This is a genomic window from Aeromicrobium sp. (genome assembly GCF_036675695.1).
Classification (GTDB): domain Bacteria; phylum Actinomycetota; class Actinomycetes; order Propionibacteriales; family Nocardioidaceae; genus Aeromicrobium.
Genome location: NZ_JAKFEL010000088.1, coordinates 1 through 11,318 on the forward strand (window position 1 = coordinate 1; position 11,318 = coordinate 11,318).

General features: G+C 65.5%; 12 protein-coding genes and 1 pseudogene. All 13 read left to right on the forward strand.

Features of this window, described 5'->3' with window-relative positions:
• The first annotated feature begins 58 nt into the window (after window positions 1-58).
• Window positions 59-508, forward strand: coding sequence for a hypothetical protein (locus V6M39_RS05855; RefSeq protein WP_332642811.1), 450 nt, complete (start codon window positions 59-61; stop codon window positions 506-508).
• Window positions 509-516: 8 nt separating this feature from the next.
• A complete protein-coding gene (locus V6M39_RS05860; protein WP_332642812.1) occupies window positions 517-780 on the forward strand; it encodes a DUF6167 family protein in 264 nt (87 codons plus the stop codon).
• The gene (alaS, locus tag V6M39_RS05865; protein ID WP_332642813.1) at window positions 780-3,440 is read left to right on the forward strand and encodes an alanine--tRNA ligase; all 2,661 of its coding nucleotides are present in this window, start codon (window positions 780-782) and stop codon (window positions 3,438-3,440) included. Before V6M39_RS05860 ends, alaS begins: the two co-directional genes overlap by 1 nt.
• Window positions 3,440-3,901, forward strand: a complete 462-nt coding sequence (ruvX, locus tag V6M39_RS05870) for a Holliday junction resolvase RuvX (RefSeq protein WP_332642814.1) — start codon at window positions 3,440-3,442, stop codon at window positions 3,899-3,901. Before alaS ends, ruvX begins: the two co-directional genes overlap by 1 nt.
• Window positions 3,894-5,030, forward strand: a complete 1,137-nt coding sequence (mltG, locus tag V6M39_RS05875) for an endolytic transglycosylase MltG (protein ID WP_332642815.1) — start codon at window positions 3,894-3,896, stop codon at window positions 5,028-5,030. Before ruvX ends, mltG begins: the two co-directional genes overlap by 8 nt.
• Window positions 5,030-5,827, forward strand: coding sequence for a shikimate dehydrogenase (locus V6M39_RS05880; RefSeq protein WP_332642816.1), 798 nt, complete (start codon window positions 5,030-5,032; stop codon window positions 5,825-5,827). Before mltG ends, V6M39_RS05880 begins: the two co-directional genes overlap by 1 nt.
• 10 nt (window positions 5,828-5,837) lie before the next feature.
• Window positions 5,838-6,521 (forward strand): prepilin peptidase, encoded by a 684-nt coding sequence (locus tag V6M39_RS05885; protein ID WP_332642817.1) that lies wholly within the window; start codon window positions 5,838-5,840, stop codon window positions 6,519-6,521.
• 44 nt (window positions 6,522-6,565) lie between these two features.
• Complete coding sequence (gene aroC, locus V6M39_RS05890) at window positions 6,566-7,744, forward strand: chorismate synthase (RefSeq protein WP_332642818.1); 1,179 nt, start codon at window positions 6,566-6,568, stop codon at window positions 7,742-7,744.
• Window positions 7,741-8,250, forward strand: coding sequence for a shikimate kinase (locus V6M39_RS05895; protein WP_332642819.1), 510 nt, complete (start codon window positions 7,741-7,743; stop codon window positions 8,248-8,250). The genes aroC and V6M39_RS05895 overlap by 4 nt, the downstream gene beginning before the upstream one ends.
• A gap of 67 nt (window positions 8,251-8,317) precedes the next feature.
• A complete protein-coding gene (gene aroB, locus V6M39_RS05900; protein ID WP_332642820.1) occupies window positions 8,318-9,412 on the forward strand; it encodes a 3-dehydroquinate synthase in 1,095 nt (364 codons plus the stop codon).
• Between the two features lie 75 nt (window positions 9,413-9,487).
• Window positions 9,488-10,555: a M24 family metallopeptidase gene (locus V6M39_RS05905; protein WP_332642821.1), complete on the forward strand. Its 1,068-nt coding sequence runs from the start codon at window positions 9,488-9,490 to the stop codon at window positions 10,553-10,555.
• On the forward strand, window positions 10,552-11,118 hold the full coding sequence (gene efp, locus V6M39_RS05910; protein ID WP_332642822.1) for an elongation factor P: 567 nt from the start codon (window positions 10,552-10,554) through the stop codon (window positions 11,116-11,118). Before V6M39_RS05905 ends, efp begins: the two co-directional genes overlap by 4 nt.
• Window positions 11,118-11,318: pseudogene (locus V6M39_RS05915) on the forward strand (transcription antitermination factor NusB); the annotation flags it as partial. The gene efp and the pseudogene V6M39_RS05915, both read left to right, overlap by 1 nt.

Below are 11,318 nucleotides of genomic sequence, written 5' to 3' on the forward strand. Positions count from 1 at the left end.
ACGCCTGGCTCGAATCCGCGCCATTCTGCGCGAACGGTGACGCGATAGGCTCGTCTGCATGTCGGCGGAGCTCGTGATCCTCGTGTCGACCGCGGTGTTGGCCGTGGTCGCGCTGTGCGCTGCGGTCATCTCCGTTCGTGCTGTACGCACGCTGCGTGAGACCCCGACTTCGACCCCGGTCTCCAGCGAGATTGCGCTGGTCGAACGGCCCACCCCAGTCGTCACGCAGCTGCCTGCTTCGTTGGCTCCTCGCGTCGTCGAAGGCCGTCTGATCGTGCCACCGACACAGCAGCAGGTCGTCGCGACTGCACTCGGCCGACCCGGCGTGCGGCTGTCCGTCTTCACCCACGGCGTCGCGCACGCGCTGCGACCTGAGAGCCGCGATCGCATCCTCGGGATGATGAAGCGCGAATATCGTCGCCGCCGACGTGAGCGCCTGCAGGCCGCCCGCCGAGCCGCTCGAGCCGCAACTCCTTCAGCCACCGCCGACAGCTGGATGGGCTCATGAGAGGGCGGATGGTCTGGTTCGTCGCCGGATCCGCCGCCGGGGTCTACGCGGCCGCCAAGGCCAAACGAGCCGCATACCGGCTCTCCATGCCAGGACTCGTCGATCAGTCCGCAGCCCTCGGGCTCGGATGGCGAGCCTTCCGCAGCGAACTGCGCGACGGCATGGAGACTCGCGAGCGAGAAGTCGCCCACGAGCTGTCCGGCACTCCCAACCTTGACCACTTGAGTCTCGAGACTCACCGCCACGAACTTGCTGACAAGGATCACCCCTGATGTTGACCGCTGAGATTCGCCGACGATTCCTCGCGCACTTCGAGAACGCCGGACATACCGCGGTGCCTTCTGCCCCTTTGCTGTTCGACGACCCCAACCTGCTGTTCGTCAACGCCGGCATGGTGCCGTTCAAGCCCTACTTCCTCGGCCAGGAGACCCCGCCGTGGGACCGCGCTGTCAGCGTGCAGAAGTGTGTGCGCACCCAGGACATCGAAGAAGTGGGCAAGACGACCCGTCACGGCACGTTCTTCCAGATGTGCGGCAACTTCTCGTTCGGCGACTACTTCAAGGCCGGCGCGATCGAGCACGCGTGGAGCCTGATCACCAAGTCGATCGACGACGGTGGCTTCGGGTTCGACCCCGAGAAGATATGGGTCACGGTTCTTCACTCTGACGACGAGGCGCGTCAGCTCTGGAAGGACATTGCCGGACTGCCCGAAGAGCGCATCCAGAGTCGCGGTCTGCTCGACAACTACTGGCAGATGGGCGTGCCCGGACCTGGCGGACCGGCGAGCGAGATCTACATCGACCGCGGCCCGGAGTTCGGTCCCGACGGCGGCCCGGTCGTGGACGAGGACCGCTTCCTGGAGATCTGGAACCTCGTGTTCATGCAGGAAGAGATCACCAACGTCCTGGCCAAGGACAAGTTCGACGTCGTCGGACCGCTGCCGCAGCAGAACATCGACACCGGCATGGGTCTCGAGCGCGTTGCATACCTGCTTCAGGGCAAGGGCAACATGTACGAGATCGACGAGGTCTTCCCGGTGATCGAGAAGGCTTCGGAGATCACCGGTCGCACGTACGGTGCAGACCCGACTGACGACGTACGCTTCCGCGTCATCGCCGACCACGTGCGCAGCGGCCTGATGCTCATGGGCGATGGCGTGACCCCGGGCAACGAGGCACGTGGTTACGTGTTGCGCCGTCTGCTCCGACGCGCTGTGCGTTCGATGCGACTGCTCGGCTACGAAGACCCGGCTCTGCCGCAGCTCCTGCCGGTCAGCCTCGATCGTATGAAAGCGTCCTACCCGGAGCTTGAAGCCGACTTCCCGCGCATCGAGAAGATCGCGTACGCCGAGGAGGACGCCTTCCGGCAGACGCTTGGCAAGGGCACGCAGATCTTTGAGTCCGCTGCGTCGGCGATCAAGAACAAGGGCGGCAAGGCGCTGCCGGGCGATCAGGCGTTCGCGCTTCACGACACCTACGGGTTCCCGATCGACTTGACCCTCGAGATGGCGGCCGAGCAGGGCCTGACTGTTGACGAGGACGGATTTCGCGCGCTGATGACCGAGCAGCGTGCTCGCGCCAAGGCGGATGCAAAGTCCAAGAAGGGCGCACATGCCGACACGTCGATCTACCGCGCGACCCTTGACGCCGGTGGACCGACAGAGTGGCTGGCCTACTCGACACTGACCACCGAGTCGCGCGTCCTCGCGCTGCTCGCAGAGGGTGACAGCGTGCCCGCGCTGGTCGCTGGCACGGTCGGCGAGGTCGTGCTCGACCGGACACCCTTCTATGCCGAGTCCGGCGGTCAGAACGCCGACGCCGGCCACATCATCTGGGACGGCGGTCGGGCCGAGGTGCTGGACGTTCAGCGTCCCGTACGAGGTCTTGTCGTTCACCAGGTACGCGTGCTTGAGGGCGAGCTCACGCGCGACCAGAACGTCGAAGCCGCTGTCGATCCCGAATGGCGCCTCGGCGCCCGCCAGGCGCACTCTGGTACGCATGTCGTGCACGCTGCGCTGCGCGAGGTGCTCGGTCCCACGGCACTCCAGGCCGGCTCCTACAACCGCCCTGGCTACCTGCGTCTCGACTACGGCTGGAGTGGCGCGCTCTCGCCCGACCAGCTGCACGGCGTCGAAGAGGCGTCCAACCGCGCACTGCGTGCCGACCTGCCCGTCACGGCTCAGACCATGTCTCTGCAAGAAGCTCGCGACTTCGGCGCCCTCGCGCTGTTCGGCGAGACGTATGGCGAGGACGTCCGCGTCGTGGAGATCGGCGGCCCTTGGTCGCGCGAGCTCTGCGGTGGCACCCACGTCGATCGTTCATCACAGATCGGCACCGTCGTCATCACCTCCGACGGATCTGTCGGTGCGGGCAACCGACGTATCGAGGCACTGACCGGCATCGAAGGCTTCGAGTACCTCGCTCGCGAGCGCGATGTCGTACGCCAGCTGACCGACATCCTCAAGGCTCAGCCGGGTGAGGTTCCGGGACGCGTGCAGGACCTTCTCGAGCGCCTCAAGACCGCGGAGAAGGCAGTCGAGAGCGCCAAGGCAGCACAGCTCCTTGGTGCCGCCGGCGACATCGCCGCAGCTGCCAAGGACGTCAACGGGGTTGCCTACGTCGGCCACCGTGCCGAGGGCGCCAACGGCGGCGATGTCCGCACGCTTGCCCTCGACATCCGCGGACGCCTGCCCAAGGACAAGCCCGCCGTCGTCGTGGTGATCGGTACGGCCGATGACAAGCCGTCGACGGTCGTCGCGCTCAACGAGGCCGCGCAGGCCAAGGGCCTCAGCGCCAACACCTTCGTCGGTCTGGTCGGCGAGAAGATCGGTGGACGAGGCGGAGGCAAGGCGGACGTCGCACAGGGCGGTGGCACTGACGTGTCGGCGATCCCCGCGGCACTGGCAGCAGTCGAAGCAGCGATCGGCTCCTGATGCGGCCAGGACGGCGCATCGGCATCGACGTCGGAGACGTACGGATCGGCGTGGCCGTCTGTGACCCCGACGGCATGCTTGCGACTCCTGTCGAGACAGTTGCAGCTGGTCCCGATGCGATTGGGCGTCTGGCTGAGCTCGTGCGCGAGTACGACGCGATCGAGTGCGTCGTCGGCATGCCCATCGGGCTGTCCGGCCGCGAAGGCCCGGCAGCGGTCAAGGTCAGGGCCTTCTGCGCCGACCTTGTCGAAGCCATCGACCCGGTGTCCATCCGGCTCTTTGACGAGAGGATGTCTACGATGACTGCGGAGAGTCTGCTCAGAGAACGTGGACGATCCGGGAGTTCGAGGAGGAGTGTCATCGACCAGGCAGCTGCCACCGTGATCCTCCAGACGGCACTGGATTCCGAGCGGACCCGAGGGTCTGCGCCCGGCGAGACACTAGCGAGGACGAATGGCTGACGGCGGACTGGACCTGATGACCGGTGGGCCGTCCGGCCCGGGTCGGCGTCGCGCTTCGCGTCCCCCCAAGAAGCCTTGGGGTCGCCGCATCGTCACGCTGCTGATCGTTCTGGCCGTCCTGTTCGGTGGCTACAAGGTCGTCGGCAAGGCGATGGACTTCTTCGGTGGCCCCGCCGACTACCCCGGTCAAGGCGCCGGCAGCGTCGTCGTCGAGATCCCGAGCGGTGCGACTGGCCAGCAGATCGCCAACATTCTCAAAGAGGCCGATGTGGTCAAGAGCGCTGAGGCGTTCTACCAGCTGAGCCTCAACGACTCCCGCTTCCAGGCAGTCCAGGCGGGATTCTTCAAGCTCCGCAAGCAGATGTCTGCGGAGTGGGCGATGCGCGAGCTCGTGGACCGCAACAACCGGGTCGAGGGCAGGGTGACGATTCCTGAGGGGGCGCGTGTCACCACGATCATCACGATCATCGCCAAGAGCACAGACATCTCGAAGAAGAAGGTCGAGGCCGCCCTCGACAAGCCTCAGTCACTCGGCCTTCCCAAGGAAGCCAACAACAATCCCGAGGGATTCCTCTATCCGGCGACGTATGAAGTCGCGCCTGGCTCGACGGCGACCAGCCTGCTCAAGCAGATGGTCAAGAAGACCGTCGAAGTTGAGAAGGAGCTGGACCTCGCCAACCGTGCCGACGCGATCGGTATGACGTCGGTCGAGGTCATGACGCTGGCGAGCATCCTCGAGTACGAAGCCAACCGCGACGAGGACTACCCGAAGGTCGCTCGCGTGTTCCTCAATCGCCTCGACCAGGGCATCGCGCTCCAGTCGGACGCGACCGTGGCATTCGCCAACGGCATCACTGGCGACGTGTGGACGACACCTGAGCAGCGTGACAACCCGTCGGAGTACAACACGTACGAGCATCAGGGTCTGCCACCTGGACCGATCGGTGCTGCTGGCAAGAAGACCATCGAAGCGGTTCTCAACCCGGCAGATGGCGACTGGCTCTACTTCGTGCCGGACTACGAGAACGAGACCACGGTCTTCACCAACAACCTGCGTGACCACGAGGCTGCGGCCGAGCGGTTGCGTGCATGGTGCCGCAGCGCCAAAGACACCGACGACATCTGCTGATGCGCTGCGCCGTCATCGGATCGCCGATAGCCCACTCGCTGTCGCCGGCAATGCATCGTGCCGCCTACGCGGAGCTGGGTCTCGACTGGACCTACGAGGCCGTGCTGGTCGAAGAGGACGGTCTGCAGGAGTTCCTGAGCTCGCTAGGTGACGACGTGCGCGGACTGTCGGTCACGGCCCCGCTCAAGCGACGCCTCGCCGAACTGGTTGAGCCCGATGGGGGACCACCACTCGGAGTGGCCAACACCGTCGTGATCGATGACGGCATACCCAGCACCTACAACACCGACGTCCCGGGCGCAGTCTCTGCACTCGCCGAACGGGGGATCAGCGATCTGCTGACTGCTCGCATCCTGGGGGGCGGCGCCACGGCCGCGTCGATTGCGTACGCGCTCTCGACGATCGGGGTGACGCAGGTCGAGTTCGTCGTACGAGATCCGGCCCGAGCCGCTGAGGCTGTCGACATCGCCACCACGGCGGGAATGGCGGCGTCCGCGCGCAAGCTCGACGAGCCGCTGCTGGACCGCGTCGATCTCCTGGTCTCGACCATCCCGGCAGAGGTCGCCAATGGGCAGGTCCACGAGCTCGTCGCGGCCTCACGCGCCGTGTTCGATGTCGTGTACGACCCGTGGCCGTCTCACCTCATCGACGCCGCCGTGAAGGCGGATCTGCCGCATGTCACCGGAATCGACCTGCTTGCTCACCAAGCCGCGCTTCAGGTCGAGCTGATGACCGGAGACTCCGTCGATCCACAGCTGCTGCGCGCTGCAGCGCTGGATGAGCTCAGCTCTCGCTAGTGTTCCGAGCGTGACCATAGCTCTCGCTGCTTTCGCCGCCGCAGTGCTCGGCGCCGCTGGTCCTTGGGTGCTTCGCCGCATCCCGGAGCCCGAGGATCCGGCCGAGGACAAGATCCCGTACGCCCAGCTAGCCGACGCACGAGGGCTGCCCGTTGGTCTAGCGATTGCCGCCGCGCTCATGGCTGGTCTGGTCGCGTGGCGAATCGACAGCCCAGAGCTGATGCCTGTGTGGGTGCTGATCGCCGGGGTCGGATCATGGCTGGGCTACATCGATTGGCACACCAAGCTGCTGCCAGTTGTGATCGTCGCTCCGACCTACCTTGCGAGCCTGCTGCTGGTCGGCCTGGGCGCACTGCTTCTGAAGGACGCCGACGTGTTCACGCGAGCGTTGATCGCCAACATCGTGGTCTACGTGATCTTCCGCATCCTCTATTGGGTGGGACACCGGTTCTTCGCAGGTGCATTCGGCTACGGCGACGTACGTCTCTCCGGAGTTCTGGCGCTCGCGCTTGGTGCGCTTGGCGGGAGCGCCGTATTCGTTGGGATGTATGCCGGGTTTATCCTCGGAGCGGTGTTCGGCGTGGTCCTGTCGCGGCTCAAGATCGTCGATGCGAAGGGCTATGCATTCGGCCCCTACATGGTCGCCGGAGCCGTGATCGGCGCTGCCTGGAGTTCCTCGATCTACCCGGTTTGAATGCCTGACGTTCGTTGCAGGTGGGGCGTGGGAGAATTGTCGACATGCTCCGTTGGCTCACAGCTGGTGAATCGCACGGCCCCGCGTTGGTGGCCGTGCTCGAAGGTCTGCCCGCAGGGGTGGAGGTCACCAGCAAGGACATCCAGGCGGCGCTTGCACGTCGCCGACTGGGTCACGGCCGCGGCGCACGCATGGCCTTCGAGGCCGACGAGCTCGAGCTGGTCGGCGGCATCCGTCACGGTGTGACGATGGGCAGCCCGATCGCCCTGCGCATCGGCAACAGCGAATGGCCCAAGTGGGAGCAGGTCATGTCGGCAGATCCGGTCGACGCAGACATCCTCGACGGTCTCAAGCGCAATGCGCCGCTGACCCGTCCGCGTCCCGGTCATGCGGACCTCGCCGGCATGCAGAAGTACGGCTTCGATGAGGCCCGCCCGATCCTGGAGCGCGCGAGCGCCCGCGAGACGGCTGCACGGGTCGCTCTCGGCGAGATCGCCGCGCAGTTCATCGAGCAGACCACCGGCGCCAAGATCGTGTCGCACGTTGTCGAGCTCGGCACCGTACGCGCACCTGCTGGCGTGATCCCGAGCCACAGCGACGTCGAAGCACTCGACGCAGATCCCGTTCGTTGCTTCGACCCCGCGACGAGCGAGGCGATGGTTGCCGAGATCGACACGGCCCACAAGGACGGCGACACTCTCGGTGGCGTCGTCGAGGTGATCGTCGAAGGTCTGCCGCCAGGACTCGGATCGCACACCCATTGGGACAAGCGACTCGACGGTCGGTTGGCTGCTGCACTCATGGGCATCCAGGCCATCAAGGGCGTCGAGCTGGGCGACGGCTTCGAGCTCGCTCGCACCCGCGGCTCGCTCGCGCACGACGAGATCGTGCCGACCGAGGACGGCATCCGACGCGTTTCCGGACGTGCAGGCGGCACCGAAGGCGGTATGACAACAGGCGAGATCCTGCGCGTACGCGCCGCGATGAAGCCCATCGCCACAGTCCCCAAGGCACTGCGCACCGTCGACGTCGAGACCGGCGAGGAGGCGCGTGCCCACCACCAGCGTTCGGACGTATGCGCTGTTCCCGCTGCCGGCATCGTCGCCGAGGCGATGGTTGCGCTGGTTGTTGCCGACGCGATCATCGAGAAGTTCGGTGGCGACGCGGTCGAGGAAACCAAGCGAAACGTCGAGGGCTACCTCGCCAACCTGAGGCACCGTTGAGTCCGCTCGTCGTATTCGTCGGACCGCCCGGAGCTGGCAAGAGCACCGTGGCGGAGATCGTGGGTCAACGACTGGGTGTTGGCGTACGCGACACTGACCAGGACGTCGAAGCGAGCGAGGGCGTCAGCGTCCAGGACATCTTCATCGACCATGGCGAGGCGCACTTCCGCACACTCGAGGAGAAGGCTGTCGCAGCTGCGCTGGCTGAGCACGACGGTGTCGTGAGTCTGGGCGGGGGAGCTGTGCTGAGTCCCGCCAGCCGGGCTGCGTTGGCTGGCCATCGAGTGATCTTCCTCGATGTCGGGCTCGCAGCCGCCATTCGACGCGTTGGGATGAACTCCGGTCGCCCCCTGCTGCTCGGCAACGTACGTACGCAGCTCAAGAACTTGCTGGACCAGCGCCGCGTGCTCTACAGAGATGTTGCGCGCTTCACGATCCAGACCGACGATCTTGATGCCGCCCAAGTCGCCGAGAAGGCGATCACCCTGATCGAGGAGGACCGATGAGCACCCCTCGGAGTTCTTCGCTTCCCCCGCTTCGCTCCTCCACCGAACAGCTCCGAGGGGACCCCGCATGACCACCCGGCTCACCGTGCCCACTGACCACCCGTACGACGTGGTGATCGGCAATGGCGTTCACGAGGAGCTTCGCGGTCTCATCGGCTACGGACTTGGTGTCTTGCGCGTGGCGATAATCCACGCGCCCGGGCTTCTCGACCAGGCCGAGCAGCTGCGCAAGCCGCTCGTTGCAGACTCTCTCGACGTGCACCTGATTGAGGTGCCGGACAGCGAGCAGGCCAAGACCGCCGACGTCCTCGCGTTCTGTTGGAAGGTCCTCGGCGAGCTCGGGTTCACCCGCTCGGACGTCATCGTTGGTCTCGGCGGCGGTGCCACGACCGACCTTGCGGGCTTCGTCGCAGCGAGCTGGCTACGCGGAGTGCGGTTCGTCAATGTTCCGACGACAGTGCTTGGCATGGTCGACGCCGCTGTTGGTGGCAAGACCGGCATCAACACCCCCGAAGGCAAGAACCTCGTCGGCGCATTCCACGAGCCGGCTGGCGTGCTCTGCGATCTCGACGTACTGAGCTCGCTGCCCGCAGCAGAACTTCGCAGCGGTCTCGCCGAGATCGTGAAGTGTGGATTCATCGCAGATCCGACGATCCTCGAGCTGATCGAAGCCGCGCCCGAAGCCGTCACCGACGCGACATCCCCGATCGTTGCTGAGTTGATCACCAAGGGCATCGCGGTGAAGGCGCGGGCCGTTGCCGGCGACCTGCGCGAAGCGGCGAACGGAGCCGAAATCGGTCGAGAGGCACTCAACTACGGGCACACCTTCGGTCACGCCGTCGAGCGATTTGAGGGCTACCGCATCCGTCACGGCGAGGCCATCTCGATCGGCATGGTTTACGTCGCCGAGATCGCCCACCGAGCGGGTCTCATCGACGACGAGCTGCTGGCGCGCCACCGCTCGATCCTGACGACTCTGGGACTCCCGACGACTTACAGGCCAGGCATCTGGGAAGCCCTGTCGGCAACGATGCGCGTCGACAAGAAGACCCGTGGCGATCAGCTGCGGTTCGTCGTACTCGATGCGCTTGCCTCGCCGGTGATCCTCGCCGGCCCCGACGAGTCGCTCATCCTGGACGCCTACAAGGCCATCAGTGAGTGAGCGCCAGCGAACGACCCATCAGGCTCCGGGTCATGGCGGCGCCGACACGCTCTTGATTTTTGTGGAGGCGGCGACATGACAACTGCGGCTCGTCGTGAACGGCTGGTTGCGGCACTCGGCGATCGCGGGCTCGACGGAATCTTCGTCACGACGCTGGTCAACGTCCGCTACCTGACCGGGTTCACCGGATCCAACGGTGCACTGCTTGTCCCGCGCGAGGGTGCGCCGGTGTTCTTCACTGATGGTCGCTACCGTGACCAGGCCGCGAACGAGCTGCCCGATGTCGAGCACGTGATCGACCGCGACCTCGCGGGCGCAGCCTCGCCTCGTATGGGTTCCGGCACCTGGGGAGTCGAGACCCACACGCTGAGCGTCGACGGTCACGCCAATCTCACCTCGCTGGCACCCGGTGCCGCGCTCGCGCCTGCGGGTCGCGTCGTCGAAGAGTTGCGAGTCGTCAAGGACGAGGAAGAGATCGAGCACCTGCGTACAGCCTGCGCCATCTCGACCAAGGCACTCGAGGGGCTTCTCGCCGGACCGCTGGTCGGCCGCACCGAGCGCGACATTGCTCGCGATCTCGAGAACCGCATGCTCGACCTCGGCGCCGAAGCGATCGCGTTCGAGACGATCTTGGCGACCGGCGAGAACTCAGCGATCCCGCACCACAGCCCTACAGACCGAGTGCTCGGCAATGGAGAGTTCATGAAGGCGGACTTCGGTGCCCGCGTAGCCGGCTATCACGCAGACTGCACACGTACGGTCGTCCTCGGCACGGCTGACGACTGGCAGCGCGAGATCTATGGCGCCGTTCAGGAGTCGCAGGCAGCAGGGCTCGACCACTTCCGGGATGGCGCAAAAGTGTCCGACTCGGACGATGCTGCAAGGGCGTCGTTGGACGCCGCGGGCTGGCTTCACGCCTTCACGACTGGGCTCGGACATGGTGTTGGCCTTGAGATACACGAGGACCCGTTCATCGCCGCTCGAAACACCGGTAAACTGGTCAGTCGCACCGTCCTCACGATGGAGCCGGGCATCTACGTCCCGGGTCGTGGGGGAGTGCGAATCGAAGACACCGTCCTCGTGACCACGGGAGCCCCCGAGGTACTCACCACGATGACCAAAGACCTCATGGAGATCGGCTGATGGCCACCACGAACGACATCAAGAACGGCATGGTCCTCGACCTCGACGGCCAGCTGTGGTCCGTCATCTGGTTCCAGCACCACAAGCCGGGCAAGGGCGGAGCGATGGTCAAGACCACGCTCAAGAGCGTCCTGAGCGGCAAGACCGTCGACAAGACCTTCAACGCTGGCCTCAAGATCGAGACCGCCAACGTCGACAAGCGCGACTTCACGTACCTCTACCACGATGGCGACGCGTACGTCTTCATGGACAAGTCGACCTACGACCAGGTCAGCATCTCCGAGCAGGTTGTCGGCGACGCCAAGGACTACATGCTCGACAACCAGGACGCGATGGTCGCGATGCACGAAGGTGTGCCGCTCTACATCGAGCTCCCGGCTTCGGTCGAGCTGCTCGTCGAGTACACCGAGCCGGGCCTTCAGGGCGATCGCTCCAGCGGTGGCACCAAGCCGGCTCGCCTCGAGACCGGCAAGGAGATCCAGGTCCCGCTCTTCATCGTCAACGGCGAGAAGGTCAAGGTCGACACTCGCGACGGCAGCTACCTGGGTCGCGTCCAGTCCTGATGTCAGCTCGTACGAAGTCCCGCAAGCGCGCCCTCGACATCCTGTTTGAGTCCGAGGCGCAAAGCCTCGAGCCCGGAGGCACGCTGGCGGATCGTCGCGACTCGACCGACTACCCGGTCAACGACTACGCGATCTCGCTGATCGAGGGCGTCGTGCTGCACCGTGACCGTCTCGACGAGATCATCGCCGAGAACGCGAAG

Coding starts and splice junctions, on each gene's coding strand:
- ruvX (WP_332642814.1), top strand. CDS start 3,440: ATGCGGCCAGGACGGCGCATCGGCATCGACGTCGGAGACGTACGGATC.
- V6M39_RS05860 (WP_332642812.1), top strand. CDS start 517: ATGGTCTGGTTCGTCGCCGGATCCGCCGCCGGGGTCTACGCGGCCGCC.
- alaS (WP_332642813.1), top strand. CDS start 780: ATGTTGACCGCTGAGATTCGCCGACGATTCCTCGCGCACTTCGAGAAC.
- V6M39_RS05880 (WP_332642816.1), top strand. CDS start 5,030: ATGCGCTGCGCCGTCATCGGATCGCCGATAGCCCACTCGCTGTCGCCG.
- aroB (WP_332642820.1), top strand. CDS start 8,318: ATGACCACCCGGCTCACCGTGCCCACTGACCACCCGTACGACGTGGTG.
- mltG (WP_332642815.1), top strand. CDS start 3,894: ATGGCTGACGGCGGACTGGACCTGATGACCGGTGGGCCGTCCGGCCCG.
- V6M39_RS05855 (WP_332642811.1), top strand. CDS start 59: ATGTCGGCGGAGCTCGTGATCCTCGTGTCGACCGCGGTGTTGGCCGTG.
- V6M39_RS05905 (WP_332642821.1), top strand. CDS start 9,488: ATGACAACTGCGGCTCGTCGTGAACGGCTGGTTGCGGCACTCGGCGAT.
- aroC (WP_332642818.1), top strand. CDS start 6,566: ATGCTCCGTTGGCTCACAGCTGGTGAATCGCACGGCCCCGCGTTGGTG.